Source organism: Marinobacter alkalisoli, assembly GCF_045449795.1.
GTDB lineage: Bacteria > Pseudomonadota > Gammaproteobacteria > Pseudomonadales > Oleiphilaceae > Marinobacter.
In genome coordinates, this window is the sequence record NZ_JBJJLB010000022.1 from 70,986 (window position 1) to 88,302 (window position 17,317).

The 17,317-nt window shown below is 58.8% G+C and carries 17 protein-coding genes; 12 read left to right on the forward strand and 5 right to left on the reverse strand.

Features of this window, described 5'->3' with window-relative positions:
* Positions 1–24 precede the first annotated feature (24 nt).
* Both ACJO3M_RS10725 and ACJO3M_RS10730 read right to left on the reverse strand, forming a co-directional pair.
* Positions 25–441, reverse strand: coding sequence for a hypothetical protein (locus tag ACJO3M_RS10725; protein ID WP_407001362.1), 417 nt, complete (start codon positions 439–441; stop codon positions 25–27).
* A 135-nt stretch (positions 442–576) separates the two neighbouring features.
* Positions 577–915: a DUF2782 domain-containing protein gene (locus ACJO3M_RS10730; RefSeq protein WP_407001363.1), complete on the reverse strand. Its 339-nt coding sequence runs from the start codon at positions 913–915 to the stop codon at positions 577–579.
* An 84-nt stretch (positions 916–999) separates the two neighbouring features.
* Between ACJO3M_RS10730 and polA the strand changes: the two genes are divergently transcribed.
* Entirely contained in the window at positions 1,000–3,729 is a 2,730-nt protein-coding gene (gene polA / locus ACJO3M_RS10735; RefSeq protein WP_407001364.1) for a DNA polymerase I, read from the forward strand.
* A 246-nt stretch (positions 3,730–3,975) separates the two neighbouring features.
* Complete coding sequence (locus ACJO3M_RS10740; RefSeq protein WP_407001365.1) at positions 3,976–4,356, forward strand: hypothetical protein; 381 nt, start codon at positions 3,976–3,978, stop codon at positions 4,354–4,356.
* A gap of 32 nt (positions 4,357–4,388) precedes the next feature.
* On the opposite strand, the gene ACJO3M_RS10745 is transcribed toward ACJO3M_RS10740, so the two are convergent.
* The 3 genes from ACJO3M_RS10745 to ACJO3M_RS10755 all read right to left on the reverse strand — a co-directional run bounded on the left by ACJO3M_RS10745 (position 4,389) and on the right by ACJO3M_RS10755 (position 8,152).
* Complete coding sequence (locus ACJO3M_RS10745) at positions 4,389–5,783, reverse strand: OmpP1/FadL family transporter (protein WP_407001366.1); 1,395 nt, start codon at positions 5,781–5,783, stop codon at positions 4,389–4,391.
* A 121-nt stretch (positions 5,784–5,904) separates the two neighbouring features.
* The gene (locus tag ACJO3M_RS10750) at positions 5,905–7,026 is read right to left on the reverse strand and encodes a PilT/PilU family type 4a pilus ATPase (protein ID WP_407001367.1); all 1,122 of its coding nucleotides are present in this window, start codon (positions 7,024–7,026) and stop codon (positions 5,905–5,907) included.
* Between the two features lie 91 nt (positions 7,027–7,117).
* Positions 7,118–8,152, reverse strand: coding sequence for a type IV pilus twitching motility protein PilT (locus ACJO3M_RS10755; protein ID WP_407001368.1), 1,035 nt, complete (start codon positions 8,150–8,152; stop codon positions 7,118–7,120).
* A gap of 147 nt (positions 8,153–8,299) precedes the next feature.
* Here ACJO3M_RS10755 and ACJO3M_RS10760 point away from each other — a divergent pair, with 147 nt between their 5' ends.
* The 10 genes from ACJO3M_RS10760 (at position 8,300) to ACJO3M_RS10805 (ending at position 17,308) form a co-directional block, all read left to right on the forward strand.
* On the forward strand, positions 8,300–9,004 hold the full coding sequence (locus ACJO3M_RS10760; RefSeq protein ID WP_407001369.1) for a YggS family pyridoxal phosphate-dependent enzyme: 705 nt from the start codon (positions 8,300–8,302) through the stop codon (positions 9,002–9,004).
* Between the two features lie 62 nt (positions 9,005–9,066).
* A complete protein-coding gene (gene proC / locus ACJO3M_RS10765) occupies positions 9,067–9,897 on the forward strand; it encodes a pyrroline-5-carboxylate reductase (protein WP_407001370.1) in 831 nt (276 codons plus the stop codon).
* Positions 9,898–9,912: 15 nt separating this feature from the next.
* The gene (locus ACJO3M_RS10770; RefSeq protein WP_407001371.1) at positions 9,913–10,494 is read left to right on the forward strand and encodes a YggT family protein; all 582 of its coding nucleotides are present in this window, start codon (positions 9,913–9,915) and stop codon (positions 10,492–10,494) included.
* Positions 10,495–10,728: 234 nt separating this feature from the next.
* Positions 10,729–12,693, forward strand: coding sequence for a dynamin family protein (locus ACJO3M_RS10775; protein WP_407001372.1), 1,965 nt, complete (start codon positions 10,729–10,731; stop codon positions 12,691–12,693).
* A gap of 120 nt (positions 12,694–12,813) precedes the next feature.
* Entirely contained in the window at positions 12,814–13,962 is a 1,149-nt protein-coding gene (gene metX / locus ACJO3M_RS10780; protein WP_407001373.1) for a homoserine O-succinyltransferase MetX, read from the forward strand.
* A complete protein-coding gene (metW, locus tag ACJO3M_RS10785) occupies positions 13,959–14,567 on the forward strand; it encodes a methionine biosynthesis protein MetW (RefSeq protein ID WP_407001374.1) in 609 nt (202 codons plus the stop codon). The genes metX and metW overlap by 4 nt, the downstream gene beginning before the upstream one ends.
* Complete coding sequence (locus tag ACJO3M_RS10790) at positions 14,561–15,010, forward strand: DUF4426 domain-containing protein (RefSeq protein WP_407001375.1); 450 nt, start codon at positions 14,561–14,563, stop codon at positions 15,008–15,010. Before metW ends, ACJO3M_RS10790 begins: the two co-directional genes overlap by 7 nt.
* Positions 15,010–15,627: an RdgB/HAM1 family non-canonical purine NTP pyrophosphatase gene (gene rdgB, locus ACJO3M_RS10795; RefSeq protein ID WP_407001376.1), complete on the forward strand. Its 618-nt coding sequence runs from the start codon at positions 15,010–15,012 to the stop codon at positions 15,625–15,627. Before ACJO3M_RS10790 ends, rdgB begins: the two co-directional genes overlap by 1 nt.
* Positions 15,624–16,775, forward strand: a complete 1,152-nt coding sequence (gene hemW / locus ACJO3M_RS10800) for a radical SAM family heme chaperone HemW (RefSeq protein WP_407001377.1) — start codon at positions 15,624–15,626, stop codon at positions 16,773–16,775. Before rdgB ends, hemW begins: the two co-directional genes overlap by 4 nt.
* Entirely contained in the window at positions 16,775–17,308 is a 534-nt protein-coding gene (locus ACJO3M_RS10805) for a hypothetical protein (RefSeq protein ID WP_407001378.1), read from the forward strand. Before hemW ends, ACJO3M_RS10805 begins: the two co-directional genes overlap by 1 nt.
* Positions 17,309–17,317: the final 9 nt, after the last annotated feature.

Sequence of the window (17,317 nt, forward strand, 5' to 3'; positions counted from 1 at the left end):
TTTTTGCTGAATCCGGCAAGCGGATCAGGCAGAAGCAGTGCTCTTCTTGGCAGTGCTCTTGCGTGCGGTGGTCTTGCGTGCCGCAGGCTTCTTGGTTTCAACAGACTTCTTCGCAGTCTCGGCCGCTTCGGAAACTTCTTCCGCGGCTTCAGAGACGGCTTCCGCGCCTTCAGCAGCTTCTTTTTCCAGCTTCGCTACCAGATCAGCGGCAAAGCTGTTGAAGCGGCTATTAAGGTTGCGCAGTTGCCCGAACAGGCTTTCGCTGTAGCCGTCGTAACGGGTACGCAGGGTCTTCACGCTGTATTCGCGTACTTCAGACTCCAGCTTCTCAGCGTAGTCGAACGGCTTGGAAGCAAGCTTCTTCTGCTGCTCTTCCGCAGCATTGATGCCCTTCTCGACGATGTCCTGAAGCTGTTCCTGATATGACTTGAGTTTACCCATAATTGTCTCTCCTGAGATGATTGAGGTTGAGGATTCGTTAGCGATCCTTAATAACACCCTCTCAGGCTACGGCTAAAAATTAGAATGTTCATACTAAAAGCCGCACAAAAATCAATCAGATCTGAGAAGACACATCTACCAGCGGAAAAGAACCCAACTGGGCACCAGCATGTCGGTCTCGTCTTCACGGATCCAGCCACCGCCATCGGCTGGCACCAGGTAATACTCAGGCCCCACTTCCGGTACCACTTTGATCTCCACCAACTGACCATTCACCCGATATTCGTAAAACACTTCCTGCTCACCGGGACGAATCACAATCTGCGGTCCCTCGGAGGACGGCTGGTAATCTGACACCACAATGGGCTCTTTCGGGGTCTCCACAATCTCCTGATCAAGCCCGCCGCCTTGCTGCGCAACAACCGGCGCGCAGAGCAGCACAGATACAACACCCAGACAGGCGACTCGTTTCATTTTCGTGATACCCTTTCGTCCATTCATGGCTACAGAGTTGCACAAGGCAACCCTTGCTTCAATCAGAATCCGGACCTGCTTGATATGACACAGCAACAGACCCCACCGGTCGTTCTTGTAGACGGCTCATCTTATCTGTTCCGGGCATACCATGCCCTGCCACCACTCACTACCAGCAAGAATCACCCGACCGGCGCCATCAAGGGCGTGATCAGCATGCTGCGGCGGCTGGAACAGGACTTTCCGGGCTCCAAAATGGTGGTGGTGTTCGACGCCAAGGGCAAAACCTTCCGCCACGACATGTACGAAGAGTACAAAGCCAACCGCCCGCCCATGCCGGATGACCTGGCGTGCCAGATCGAGCCCATCCACGAGATCGTCAAAGCCATGGGCCTGCCCCTGCTCATCGTACCGGAGGTGGAAGCGGACGATGTGATCGGCACCCTTGCCCACGAAGCCACCAGCAAGGGCATCGACGTGGTCATTTCCACCGGCGACAAGGACATGGCGCAACTGGTCAGCGACCACGTCACCCTGATCAACACCATGACCGAAACCCGGATGGACAGGGACGGGGTGGTGGAGAAGTTTGGCGTCAAACCGGAGCAGATCATCGACTATCTCGCCCTGGTGGGTGACAAGGTGGACAACATTCCGGGCGTCAACAAATGCGGGCCCAAGACCGCAGTGAAATGGCTGCAGGAACACCAGGATCTGGACCAGGTCATCGCCAATGCAGACAAGGTCAAGGGCAAGATTGGCGACTACCTGCGAGAGGCGCTGGACACCCTGCCCCTGAGCCGGGAACTGGCCACCATCCGCACCGATGTTGACCTGGACTTCGGCCTGGAAGACCTGCAACTGCGCAGCCAGGATGACAGCGCCCTCCTCGGCCTGTTCCGGGAGTACGAGCTCCGTTCCTGGATTGCCGAGCTGGAAAATGCCGATGACGCGCCATCCGACGCCAGTACCGAAACCGCCAGTGATAACAGTCAGCCGCTGGAAAAGCGCTACAGCGTGGTGACAGAACAGGCAGAGCTTGATCGCTGGATCAATCGCCTGAAAGAGGCCGCCCTGTTTGCCTTTGACACCGAGACCACCAGCCTGCGATATATGGATGCGGAAATTGTTGGGGTCTCCTTTGCCATCGAACCCGGCGAGGCGGCCTATGTGCCCCTGGGCCACGATTACATGGGCGCTCCGGAGCAACTGGACCGGGACGACGTTCTGGCGCAGCTGAAGCCGCTGCTGGAAGACCCGAACACCCGAAAGCTGGGGCAGAACCTGAAGTACGACAAGAACGTGCTGGCAAATCACGGCATTACCCTGGAAGGCATCGCCGAAGACACCATGCTGGAGTCCTATGTACTGAATTCCGTGGCGTCCCGCCACGACATGGACACACTGGCCATGCAGTACCTGGACGAGCAGACCATTACGTTTGAATCCATTGCCGGCAAGGGCGCGAAGCAGCTCACCTTCAACCAGATTGACCTGGAAAAGGCCGGACCCTATGCCGCGGAAGATGCGGACATCACCCTTCGTCTGCACCACGTATTGCGCCCCCGACTGGCAGAAACCGGCAAACTCCAGTCCGTTTACGAAGACATCGACCTGCCGCTGGTTCCGGTGCTTTCCCGCATGGAACAACGCGGCGCGATGATCAGCGCCAGCACCCTGAAGCAGCACAGCCAGGAACTGGCGGAGCGAATGGCGGAGCTGGAAAAGGAGGCCCACGACGAAGCAGGCGAAACCTTCAACCTGGGTTCCACCAAACAACTGCAGGCCATCTTCTACGACAAGATGGGGCTGCCGGTCATCAAGAAAACCCCCAAAGGCGCGCCTTCCACGGCGGAACCGGTACTTCAGGAACTGGCCCACGAGCATGCCCTGCCCCGGCTGATTCTGGAGCACCGCAGCCTGAGCAAGCTCAAGTCTACCTATACGGACACCCTGCCGGAGCTGATTCATCACCGCACCGGGCGCATCCATACCTCCTATCACCAGGCGGTCGCTGCCACTGGACGACTGTCGTCGTCCGAGCCCAACCTGCAGAACATCCCCATCCGCAGCGAACAGGGGCGGCGTATCCGCCAGGCCTTTGTAGCTCCGGAGGGCTACAAGCTGGTAGCGGCGGATTACTCCCAGATCGAACTGCGGATCATGGCTCACCTGTCCGGTGACAAGGGTCTGCTGACCGCCTTCGACAAAGGCGAGGACATCCACAAGGCAACCGCGGCGGAAGTGTTCGGGGTGTCCGTCAGCGATGTAACCGGCGATCAACGCCGCAGCGCCAAGGCGATCAACTTTGGCCTGATCTACGGCATGTCCGCGTTTGGCCTGGCTCGCCAGCTTGATGTGGGTCGTAACCAGGCCCAGGAATACATCGACCTCTACTTCGAGCGTTACCCCGGCGTGTTGAAGTATATGGACAATATCCGCAAGCAGGCCCACGACGACGGTTACGTGGAAACCCTGTTTGGCCGGCGCCTGTACCTGCCAGAGATCAACGCCCGCAACAAGCAGATGCAACAGGCCGCTGAACGTACGGCGATCAACGCACCGATGCAGGGAACCGCCGCCGACATCATCAAACGGGCCATGATTGAAGTGGAATCCTGGCTACTGAAAAACCATGCCGACGACGCCCGGATGATCATGCAGGTACACGATGAGCTGATCCTGGAGGTTAAGGAGAGCGCTTTGGAAAAGATCTGCAAAGGTCTTGAAACGCGCATGTCCGCAGCCGCCAGCCTGGATGTTCCCCTGTTGGTGGAAGCGGGTGTCGGTAACAACTGGGACGAGGCGCACTGACAGACACTGGCCGGGCCCATGTCCGGCCAGTCATCCGGCCTCCTGCATCGGCACCATTTCGGGGCGCTCTTGATCAGGATGCCCCGTTTCAGTACACACCTTATCCGCGCCTTCACCCCCACACCCTGCGCCGCCCTCCGATAACAGCATTCGCCTGTACGGCACGATATTCGCAAGCTATTGACCGTCGGCTCCTATTTCCACCCGGGAGCCAGGTTGTGACAACTCTTTTCCGAGGCCCTTACCATGACATCTCTGGCATCTGAACGAAGCTGGCTACTGGACCCTGCCCTGCTGAAACTGGTCCACCAGTGCCGCCGACTGATTCATACCGAGTTCGGGGTCAAGCTGCACCTCACGGAGGAGCACCTGGAGCAAAGGCTGGCCGACTACGCCCGTAAAACACGTTCCAGCCAGTTGATACGTACCTGGGAAGCACTGAAAGAACGGGTTCCGCAGCTCAACATTGACGATGAGGAGGATGAGCATTCGGATGCAGTAAAACGAACCTACCGCGGGCAGGTTATTCCGGAAGACAACAGTGGCGGCGGGGAAAGCCGTCAGGAAGAGGAGGAAACCCGGCCACGACGAACCAGGGTGATCTATCGTGGCCAGGTGGTTGGCTGACCGGCTCCGGTCAGCCTGTCAGCAGAACCTGCTTAGAAGGACTTACTGACCTGGACGCCGGCGCTCCAGGCGTCGAGCTCATACTCGCCCTTGAAGTTGCTGGCATTCACCGGGTCTCCCTTCGGGTCATTGTGGTCGTATTCAAATTCATCGACCCGGGCATTTCCGTCAAAGATCAGCGTGCCGGCTGCAACGTCGACAGTCCAGCCACTGCGCTCGTCGGCCCACTGAGCGCCCAGGGTCAGCCAGTGGCGGTCATTGGAGGGGATTCGCGCCGTCACATAGTCTTCGTTAACCGGTGACTCGTCGAATGCATAGCCTGCCTTAAATGCCCACTCCGGGGTCGCCTGCCAGATACCGCCGAGGTTGAACTGCCAGGTGTCCTGCCATTCTTCTGTAACGTGGCTGACAATTGCCCCCTCGAAAGGCGCCTGAGTAACCTCACCGCCCACCTCACGGCTGACAACATCCAACTCTTCGAAGCGACTCCATTTGGCATATGTCGCCCCCGCCAGCAGAGTGATCGTATCAGTCAGCTGGTGGCGCGCACCAAGCGTGATGCTCTCAGGAATAGCCAAAGGCACCTCAACTTTCTCCGAGATTGTCTCCTGCCCCGTAACACCCATCGAACCGTTAACGATACCGAACTGGGGCACGTTACTGATTTCCGCATCGCCCTTAAGCTTCAACTCAGTACCGGTTTGCGCCATCAAGCCCAACTGAGTCTGTTCGGAAAACTCATAAAGGAAGCCAACCCGGAATGTCACGCCAACGTCGTCCCCTTCGATGTCTGCGTACGGTTCATCAATCATGGTGGCAAGGGGCCCAATCTGATCGCTCAGATCCTGGGATTTCGTCAGCCGCCCCTCGGCATACATGATGTTGATCCCAGCCCCCATCGAGAGCCCCTCACCATTATTCACGGAGATCGCAGGGGTAAAGGAGATCACGGTCAGCTCGGTCTTGTCTGCAAAGAAGCGGCCGGTAAAGTCGCTGCTATAATCTGCAGCCAGGCCGTAGGGAGCATGAATACCAAAACCCACATCGACGGAGTCACTCACTTCGCGGGTCATATAAACATTGGGCAGTACAGATGGATCTGCAATATCTCCGCCACGGCCATCACTGAAAGTAGAACCGTCTTTACGGCGGGCAATCACCCCATCTTTCGCTTCCGCATCAATATCCAGCACAGCCGCACCAAATGACAGATTGGTACCAGAAAGCTGGCTCATGCCGGCCGGGTTGAACAGTACGGTGGTGGCGTTCTCGGGGTTGGCGGCAATACCCGCATTGGCAACGCCCATGGCACTGGCGCTTTGCTCATTCAGGGCAAAACCACCAGCCATAACGCTGGCAGGGGCAGCGGCGGCAGTCAGAGTGGCAAAACGGATGGCAGAATAAAGATTGGACTTGTTATTGCGCATACTTCCTCCTTTAATTTTGCGGCGGAGTATACGCATCACGGGCCAATGGCCTCAAATGCCATCCCTACTGGTTCGTTAAGCTAATCATTTCAGACTAAAGTCTAATTCGATTGCCAGTTGATCAATCGTCCTGAATCGACAGCTTATCCACGGACGACGACAACTGATCGGCGCCCTGGGCATCGGTACCCAGCTTGATCAGCAGACGCAGGTCGTTGGCGGAATCCGCATGGGCCAGAGCATCCTCGTAGGTAATCGAACCTTCGGCATAGAGCTTGTAAAGCGCCTGATCGAAGGTCTGCATACCGGACTCGTTGGACTTGGACATCAGCTCCTTGAGCTTGTGCACTTCGCCCTTGCGGATCAGATCCGCCACCAGCGGCGTATTGATCAGCACCTCGATCACCGCCTTGCGGCCCTGACCGTCCGGCGTGGGGATCAGTTGCTGGGCCACGATGGCCTTGAGGTTCAGGGACAGGTCCATCCAGATCTGGTTGTGCTGCTCCGGCGGGAAAAACTGGATGATCCTGTCCAGCGCCTGGTTGGCGTTGTTGGCGTGCAGCGTGGCCAGGCACAGGTGACCGGTTTCCGCGAACTGTACGGAGTATTCCATGGTCTGACGGGTGCGCACCTCACCGATAAGAATCACATCCGGCGCCTGACGCAGTGTGTTCTTCAGGGCAACCTCAAAGCTTTCGGTATCGATCCCCACTTCCCGCTGGGTCACGATACAACCCTGGTGCTGGTGCACGAATTCGATGGGGTCTTCAATGGAGATAATATGGCCACGACTGTTGCGATTACGGTGTCCCAACATGGCCGCCAGCGAGGTGGACTTACCGGTACCGGTGGCACCCACGAACATGATCAGGCCCCGTTTGGTCATCGCCAGGTCCTTGATCACCTCCGGCAGGGCAAGGTCGTCAATCTGCGGGATTTTCACTTCAATCCGGCGCAGCACCATGCCGCACAGATTACGCTGGAAGAACGCGCTCACCCGGAAACGGCCAATACCCCGGGCGCTGATGGCGAAGTTGCACTCGTGGCTTTCTTCGAACTCGGCCCGTTGCTTGTCGTTCATGGAACCGTAGACAAACTCCCGGGTCTGCTCCGGCGTCAGGGCGTTCTTGGTGACCGGGAGGACCTTGCCGTTCACCTTCATGCTGGGAGGCACACCGGCGGTAATAAACAGGTCTGAACCGCCTTTTTCCACCATCAGCCGCAACAGTTTTTCGAATTCCATGATTTATTACCTATTCGTCAGTCTTCGGTGCAAGGGCGCACCGGGTGAAGCTATCCGCGCCCGCAAGCGTTGTTCGTGCCTGCCAGACAGATCAGAAATTGTCTGGCATTTTTGCCTTGGCCTTTGCCGCTTCGCGGGAAATAAGGCCTTTTTGCAACAGGCGCTCCAGGCATTGATCCAGAGTCTGCATACCAATGGAACCGCCGGTCTGAATAGACGAGTACATCTGGGCGATCTTGTCTTCCCGAATCAGGTTACGAATCGCCGATGTGCCGATCATGATTTCGTGGGCAGCGATCCGGCCGCCGCCCATTTTCTTCATCAGGGTCTGGGAGACGACCGCCTGCAGGGATTCCGACAGCATGGAACGAACCATGGATTTCTCCTCGGCCGGGAACACGTCGACCACACGGTCGATGGTCTTCGCGGCGGAGGTGGTGTGCAGGGTGCCGAATACCAGGTGGCCGGTTTCCGCCGCGGTCAGTGCCAGGCGAATGGTTTCCAGGTCCCGCAATTCGCCCACCAGGATGATGTCGGGATCTTCCCGCAGCGCCGAGCGCAACGCTTCGTTGAAGCCCAGGGTGTCCCGATGCACTTCCCGCTGGTTGACCAGGCACTTCTTGGATTCGTGCACGAATTCGATCGGGTCCTCGATGGTGAGCACGTGCTCGTAACGGCTGTCGTTGATGTAGTCGATCATGGCCGCCAGGGTTGTGGACTTACCGGAACCGGTCGGGCCGGTCACCAGCACCAGCCCCCGGGGAACCGAGGACACGTCCTTGAAGACCTGCCCCATGCCCAGGTCTTCCATGGTCAGCACCTTGGACGGGATGGTCCGGAATACCGCACCGGCGCCGCGGTTCTGGTTGAAGGCGTTGACACGGAAACGGGCGACACCGGGAACCTCAAAGGAAAAGTCGGTCTCGTAAAATTCTTCGTAGTCCTTCCGCTGCTTGTCGTTCATGATGTCGTAGATCAGCCCATGGACTTCCTTATGCTCCATGGGCGGAAGGTTGATCCGGCGCACATCGCCATCAACACGAATCATCGGGGGCAATCCGGCGGACAGGTGCAAGTCAGACGCACCCTGTTTGGCCGAGAAGGCAAGCAGTTCGGTAATATCCATAGATTTCCTCGGAAGGCGTTTTTCTTTTATCCCGGTCTGAAGCCGGCTCCGGTGCGGATCCCGCATTCAGGATCACTTGGCATTTCAGTAACCTGCGGGTAACGTGTCAGCAAGACAGTGACAGACCGGAATCGGCGGATTCACACTATGAGCAGCATAGCAGACAACATCGGGAGCGTAACCCGACGCATACAAAAAGCAACATTGAGGGCCGGGCGGGCTCCCGAATCTGTGCACCTGTTGGCAGTCAGCAAAACCCGCTCGGCAGACGATGTCCGGGAAGCCGTGGCAGCCGGCCAGATGGCCTTTGGCGAGAACTACCTGCAGGAGGCCCTGGACAAGATCGAGGCGCTTGAGGATCTGCCAGGGATTGACTGGCATTTCATCGGCCCCATCCAGTCCAACAAGACCCGCCAGATTGCCACGGCTTTCTCCTGGGTACACAGCGTTGACCGCCTGAAAATTGCTCGCCGGTTGAACGAGCATCGGGACGCCGGCCTGCCGCCCTTGAATATTTGCCTGCAGGTCAATATCAATAATGAAGAGAGCAAATCCGGGTGCGCCCTTGAGGACCTGGGCGAACTGGTCAGCGCCGTTGGCGAACTGCCCCGCCTCTCACTGCGCGGGCTGATGGCGATCCCAGATCCCGACCAGCCAGAGTCGCAGCTGCGGACCAGTTTCCGCAGCCTGGCCAACGCCTTAAAAGCCCTGCGCCAGGATCATCCTGAAGCAGGCCCTCTGGACACACTTTCCATGGGCATGTCCGGGGATATGGAAACAGCCATAGGGGAAGGGGCAACCTGGGTCCGCGTTGGCACGGCCCTCTTCGGCGAACGGGCAGCAAAGAGCTGAATCGTTCAGTTCCTGTTATCATCGGGGCCGGATCAATAACAGATCAACTTGTGGAGTGAACTTTGAGCACATCACCAACCATTTCGTTTATCGGGGCAGGCAACATGGCCAGCGCCATCATTGGCGGTATGCTGGACAACGGCTTCAAAGGAGCCGATATCTGGGTCAGCGCTCCCGACGACAGTCACCTGCAATCCATTCGCAAGCGTTTCGGTGTCAGTGTGACCACGGACAACCGCTACTGCGCACAGCAGGCCGACATGGTGATTCTGGCGGTGAAACCCCAGGTCATGGCGGATGTCTGCCGCGATATCGCCCCGGTGGTGCAGAACACGCGACCATTGATGGTGTCCATTGCCGCCGGTCTGGAAGCCGGTACGCTCGACGAGTGGCTTGGCGGCGGCCTGCCGCTGGCGCGGGTCATGCCCAACACTCCGTCCCTGGTTGGCAAGGGCGCTGCCGGGCTGTTTGCCAACGATCAGGTCAGCGACAAACAGAAGCAGACGGTCGAAACCGTCTTCAACAGCATCGGTTCCGCCCTCTGGGTTGATGAGGAATCCCTGCTGCACGCCGTCACCGCCCTCTCGGGCAGCGGTCCTGCCTACTTTTTCCTGATGCTCGAAGCCCTGGAAGAAGCCGCCACGGCAGCCGGCATTGCCCCGGAGACCGCCCGTCAGCTGGCGATCCAGACCATGGCTGGCGCCGCGGAAATGGCCGGTCGCAGCGAACATGATCCCGCCCAACTGAAGCGCAACGTCATGTCCCCCGGCGGCACCACAGAACGCGCGATCCATACCTTTGAGGATGGCGGCCTGCGGGATCTGGTCAAGAAAGCCTATTCCGCCGCTTTCTCACGCTCTGAAGAAATGGCCAAAGAACTGGCTAACCAATAACGGAGACAAGGCTTCATGCTGGCTGACATTCTGATCACCATCCTGCTCATCGCCTCAACGTTTTACATGACGATTGTCCTGCTGCGCTTTTTACTGCAGCTGGCGAGAGCGGATTTCTACAACCCCATTTCCCAGTTTGTGGTGAAAGCCACCAACCCGCTGCTTCGTCCCCTCCGACGTGTCATCCCGGGCTGGGGCGGCATTGATGGCGCCGCACTGGTGCTGGCGATCGTCATCCAGGCCATCGCGTTTCTGCTGATCCTGGTGACACTGAACGGCGGCATGCCGAGCATCAACCCGCTCACCTTGCTCGTATGGGCCGCCCTGAACGTGCTTGATCTGGTGGTCAAGATCTACTTCTGGTCAGTCATTGCCGTGGTGGTCGTCAGCTGGATTGCTCCGGGCAGCCATCATCCCGCGATTCAGCTGGTGGCGCAGATTACAGAGCCGGTCATGCGCCCGGTCCGTAACGTGATACCGTCCATGGGCGGCCTGGACCTGTCCCCCATTGTCGTGTTCCTGCTGCTGAACGTGATATCAGTGGTCATTAACCACATGAAGATCGCCGCGGGCATGGGCGCCCTCGCCGGAATGTAAACCGCGTCCCGAATATACACTTCGTTACAGTTCTCTACACAAAGCATCGCATCCGGGCCGCCGACTCATCCTACTGATTCGGCGGCTTTTTTTGACCAACACATGCCGCTCTGCTATACACACCTGTTTTCACGCCCAAAGAAACCCACAACAGTTGGGATAACATTGCCTATAGTTCGCCATTAACCCGTGCACCAACACCGTTACCCGGAAGTCGCGCAGAAGGAAATTCCGATGAAAAAACAAGGAACTCTGTCGCAGCAGGTAGAGGCCTACCACAACTGGAAAAAGGAACTGATCCGCCAGATCGGCCGTTACCGCTTGTGGTTGCAGGACAACGACCTGTTCTCAGAGGATGTGAGCCGCCGTATCCGGCATGGCCTGGAATTATTGATCGAAGACGAGCTGACCATTGCTTTTGTCGGGGAATACTCCCGTGGCAAAACCGAACTGATCAATGCCCTGTTCTTCTCCGAGTATGGCCAGCGCATGCTGCCATCCCAGGCCGGACGCACCACCATGTGCCCGACGGAGCTGTTCTTCGATCGCACGGCCAATGCCAATTACCTGCTGTTGCTTCCCATCGAAACCCGCACCGGGGAGCTGTCCCTGCATCAGCTGCGCAAGCAGCCGGAACGCTGGGTCAAGCATGATCTGGACGAACGCAACCCCGAAGTGATGCGGGAAGTGCTGGCGGAAGTGGCCCGGGTCAAAAGCGTGACACCCAATGAAGCCCGCAACCTGGGATTCGACGAAGACATGCTGGAGCATGATCGCAATCACCCCGGCAATGTCCTGGTCCCTGCCTGGCGCAATGCCCAGATCAGCATCCGCCACCCGCTGTTTGAACGCGGCCTGCGCATTCTCGACACACCCGGCCTGAATGCTCTGGGGTCGGAACCGGAACTGACGATCAGTATGCTGCCCCGGGCCCATGCAGTGGTCTTCCTGCTCAGCGCCGACACCGGCGTTACCGCCAGCGATATGACCATCTGGAAGGAGCACATCGACACCGAACACGCCGATCACCGAGCCGGTCGGTTCGCGGTACTCAACAAGATTGACGTGCTTTGGGACGATCTTCAGGGCGAACACCACACCCGTGAAGCCATTGACCGCGTCCGCAACTACACCGCGGACCACCTGGGCATTCACAACAATGACGTGATCCCGCTCTCCGCCAAGCAGGGCCTTACAGCCCGCGTCAGGCAGAACAGCGACCTGTTTGAACGCTCCAATCTCGGACAGCTTGAACAACTGATCATCAGACGTATTCTGATGCACAAGGAAGAGCTGATCACCCAGAGCCTGATCAATGATCTGCTGGGCATGCTCCAGAACAGTCAGGCCGCCATGCAGACCCGGCTTGATGCCCTCGGGGAGGAGCTGGAAGCCTGCTCCGGCGCCACCATGGACAAGGAAGCGTTACGCCGCCTGGCCGATCGGGCACAAAGAGACTACGAGTTCTATTACAAGAAGCTTATCACCCTGCGCTCCAGCCGCCGGCTTATGGACTCCCAGGGCGACATGCTGAAAAAACTGGTCAACCAGAAGCGCTTTGAGGGCCATGCGGAAAAAGTCCGCCAGTCGATGTCGAAAAGCTGGACGACAGCCGGTATGAACCGTGGCATGGATCACTTCTTCGAGTTACTGGAAAGTGACCTGAACAACCTGATGAGCGAAGGCCACCTGGCGGAGAAAATGGTCGGCGCCATCTATCGGCGTTATAACGAGGACACCCGCGCACGCCACCTTGAGCCCATCCCCCTGCGCTCCGGTCGGCATGTGATCGCAGTCAGGGAATTGCGTAAGAAAGCCAGGCGCTTCCGCGTCAATCCCAAAAACCTGCTGACCGAACAATCCGTGCTGGTCAGACGCTTCTTCAACGTCATGGTCAATGAAGCCCGCACCCTGCACCAGCGGGCTCAGGCCGACGTGGAGCGCTGGCCCTCCGAAGCCCTGCTACCGATCATGCAGTACTCGATGGAGCAGAAGCAGCTGCTGGAGCACCAGATCCGTCGCCTCAAGGACATGGTCCGCAGTGACCGCGACAGCCGTGCCGAACGGGAGCGCCTGCAGAACACGATCGCGGACCTGCGCCGGCAGCTGGAACTGGCGGACGCCATGCACCGACAGATTCGCAAACCCGCCCCCACACTGATTCAGCAAAAGGTTGTGAACATATCGGGCGCTGTCTGAGGCGCCCGATCATCCTGCGGTTGCAGCCACGAGGACCGGCCTTTAAACTGCTGGGCTGGCAACCGCTCTCCCCGCGTTGTTCCAGACTTTTACTGACTGAACCAGGAACCTGTCGCGCCGATGCCCGATTCCCTGCCAACGGATTCTGTCGGGATAGTCACCCCGCAGACACTACATTTCGACGCGCCCATTACGCTGGCGTGTGGACAAACGCTGGATAGTTACGATCTGGTGATCGAGACCTACGGCACTCTCAATGCCGATGCCAGCAATGCCGTACTGATCTGTCACGCCCTGAGCGGTCACCACCACGCCGCTGGCTATCACTCCATGGATGAGCGCAAGCCCGGCTGGTGGGACGCCTGCATTGGCCCGGACAAACCCATTGATACCAACCGTTTCTTCGTGGTCAGCCTGAACAACCTCGGAGGCTGCCATGGCAGCACCGGCCCCAACAGCGTCAATCCGAAGACGGGCCAGCCCTACGGACCGGATTTCCCGGTGATTACCGTCAGCGACTGGGTACAGAGTCAGGCCCTGCTCGCGGACCGGCTCGGCATCGAATGCTGGGCCGCTGTCGTGGGCGGTTCCCTTGGTGGCATGCAGGCACTGCAGTGGAGCCTCGATTACCCCGACCGGCTGCGTCATTCGGTGGTAATTGCCTCCACTCCCCGCCTGACGGCCCAGAATATCGCCTTCAACGAAGTGGCGCGGCAGGCCATCACCTCAGACCGTGAGTTTCACGATGGCCGTTACCAGGATTTCGATACCGTACCTCGCCGCGGCCTGATGCTGGCCCGGATGGTGGGCCACATCACCTACCTGTCCGATGCCTCCATGGGTGAAAAATTCGGCCGTGAATTGCGGGATCAGGCCTACAAGTTCGGCTATGACGCCGAATTCCAGGTGGAAAGTTACCTGCGCTATCAGGGCGAACGTTTCTCTGAGATGTTCGATGCCAACACCTACCTGCTGATGACCCGCGCACTCGATTATTTCGACCCGGCGTACGAGTATGGCGGAGACTTGTCCAAGGCGCTGGCGCCCTCCAACTGTGAATACCTGGTATTGTCCTTCAGCACCGACTGGCGCTTTACCCCGGCCCGCTCCGAAGAAATCGTCAACGCCATGATCGCGGCAAGGAAGCGGGTGAGTTACGCGGAAATCGACGCGCCCTGGGGGCACGATGCCTTCCTGATTCCCACGCCGAGGTACACTGATATCTTCACTGCCTACATGGATCGTGTCGCACGGGAGGTGGGCGCATGAGACCAGACCTGGAAATCATTCAGCAATGGGTCAAACCCGGCAACCGGGTGCTCGACCTGGGCTGCGGTGACGGCACCCTGCTGGACTTCCTGCAGCGTGAACGCGGCGCCACCGGCTTTGGCCTGGAGATCAACCCGGACCACATCACCACCTGCATGAGCCGTGGCGTTTCGGTGATCGAACAGAATCTGGATACCCAGGGACTGGGTAACTTCGACGACCGCACCTTCGACACCGTCCTGATGACCCAGGCCCTGCAGGCCGTAAGGCGACCGGACATGGTGCTGGATGAAATGCTCAGGGTGGGCCGGGAAGGCATTGTCACCTTTCCCAACTTTGCCCACTGGCGCCTGCGATGGGGGCTGACCCTGAAAGGGCGCATGCCGGAATCGGAGGCATTGCCGTACAAGTGGTACAACACGCCCAACATAAGGCTGTGCACGTTCCATGATTTCGAAGCCCTGTGCCGCCAGAAGAGCATCCGCATCAAGAGTCGGCGGGTGGTGGATGGACAGCACCAGAATAGCTGGCTGGCCCGCCTCTGGCCCAATATGCTGGGAGAGATCGCCATATACCGTATTACACGGGAGGAAACATCATGCTGAGTTCCCGAATCTGGCAGGCTGCCGCGCTGATCTGCCTTACCCTGATCAGTTCAATGGCCCATGCCGCCGGCTCCAAGGACTTTGGTGAGTACCAGGTGCATTACAGTGTCTTTCCGAGCACATTCCTGGATCCCGAAGTGGCCAGGGCCAACAACCTCAATCGCAGCCAGAGCATTGGCATCGTCAATATCGCGATTATGCAGGAAGGGGAAAACGGAGCGCTGCAAACGGTTTCCGGACAGGTCGAAGGCAAAGCGCTGAATGACGTCCAGCAACCGAAGTTCCTGGCGTTCCGTCGCATACAGGAGGGCGACGCCGTCTATTTCATCGCAGAATACCAGTACCGTTCTGCGGAGTTGATGACCTTCCAGATCACTGCCCGCCCCAGTGGCGCCGGCCAGGATCTTCCCATCCGATTTGCCCAAACACTGTTCAACGACTGATGACTGAAACCAACACACAGCTGGTCATTGCCAGCAACAACAAAGGCAAAATCGCGGAGCTTACCAGTCTGCTGAGCCCGCTTGGCGTGCAACCCGTGGCACAAGGCGAGCTTGGCGTCAGCGAGGCCGAGGAGCCCGCCGTCACCTTTGTCGAGAACGCCATCCTCAAGGCCCGCCACGCCGCCCGGGAAACCGGGCTGCCGGCACTGGCGGACGATTCCGGGCTTGCGGTCGACGCCCTTGGCGGTGCACCCGGTGTCCGCTCGGCCCGCTACGCCGGCGAAAATGCCAGTGACGCCGACAACGTGCGCGCCCTGCTAGATGCCATGCCTTCGGTTCCGGATGACCAGCGGGGCGCCCAGTTCCACTGCGTTCTGGTGTATCTTCGCCACGCCGATGACCCCACGCCCATCATCTGTCATGGTCGCTGGCCCGGGCTTATTCTGAGGGACATCCGCGGCGAAGGTGGTTTTGGCTACGACCCGGTTTTCCTGGTTCCAGAGACCCACTGCAGCGCCGCGGAACTCAGCCGCGAACAGAAAGGCCGCATCAGCCATCGCGGCCGCGCGCTGGCCCAGCTGCTTGAACAGCTAAAGGCCAGGGCGGACACTCCGTGACATCCGCCTCCACCGAGGCGGATGTCACCCTTCCGCCTCTGAGCCTGTATATCCACGTACCCTGGTGCGTTCGCAAGTGCCCCTACTGCGACTTCAACTCCCACGCCCTGCAGGGGGACATTCCGGAAGACCGTTACCTGAACGCCCTGCTGGAAGACCTGGATCAGGATCTCGCCCTGACCGGAGGGCGTCGTATCGAGACCGTTTTTATCGGCGGCGGCACGCCTTCACTGATGTCAGCGGCCTTCTACCAGAATCTTTTCCGGGGCCTGAGGCAGCGCCTGGACTTCAGCCCCGATGCCGAAATCACCCTGGAGGCCAACCCCGGGACCGTGGAACAGGCAAGGTTTGAAGGGTTCCGCGATGCCGGCATTAACCGACTGTCCCTGGGCATCCAGAGCTTCAACCCGGAGCACCTGAAAGTTCTGGGGCGCATTCACGATGACCGGGCTGCCCACGACGCAATCAGGGCCGCCAAACAGGCAGGCTTTGACAACTTCAACCTGGACCTGATGCACGGGCTGCCGGGGCAAACACCGGAAAATGCCATTGCGGATCTCGAAGCCGCCCTGGCCTGGGAGCCGCCCCACGTTTCCTGGTACCAGCTGACCCTGGAACCCAATACCGAGTTCTACAGCCGCCCACCAGTACTGCCGGATGACGATCGTTTATGGGACATCTACGAGAAAGGCGGAGACTACCTGCGACGCCATGGTTACACCGATTATGAGGTGTCCGCCTGGTCCCGCCCCGGCATGGCTTCCCGCCACAACCTGAACTACTGGACCTTTGGCGACTATCTGGCGCTAGGCGCCGGCGCACATGGCAAGATCACCAGCCCCGGGCAACAGTCGCGATATTGGAAAACCCGGCAACCGTCGGCTTACCTGAACCGTATCGGCAGTCGCACCGCCGGCAGCGAGACCATCGAAACCAGCGAATTGCCACTGGAATTCCTGATGAACGCTCTGCGACTGACCGAAGGCGTGGACGACCAGTTATTTAGTGCACGAACAGGTTTACCCCTGAGCACGGTTGCGGTAAAACTTGAACAGTTAAGAAAAGAAAACCTGCTGACCCCTGACCGGATCAAAGCCACCGAGCTTGGTCAGAGGTATCTGAACAGCTTGCTGGAGCGTTTTTTGTAATGGACATTCCGAGCATCATCCGATCCTTGCCCAAAAAACTGAAACTGGGCCTGGTCGTCACCGTTACGCTGCTGGTAGCCCTGCTGGCTATCAACCAGCCCCTGCAAACCGGCTCGGCGCCCCAGGGCATCGTCAGCTTCCAGCTCGCCGCCACCGCCGATCACTCCATGGCCATTTTGCGTAGCTGGCGCGGCGACGCCATGTTCTGGGCACACCTTTCCCTGTGGCTGGACTTCCTGCTCATCCCCGCCTACGTCATCACGCTGTTGATGGTAACCAACCTGATCATGCGGGATCGCCCCGGAGTGCGGGAGCGTAATGTGGCACGGTGGGTCAAGGCATTGTTTGTCACCGCCGGCGCCAGCGATGGACTGGAAAATATTCTGCTGTTGAACAACCTGAACCCGCCAACCGATACCATCAGCCTGTCGGCGACCCTCTGTGCACTGATCAAGTTCACCGGACTGATGCTGGGGATCGCGGGACTGGTGATTATCCGCGCCGCCAGACGCCACCCACTCGCTCACGGGTGACGCCTGAGG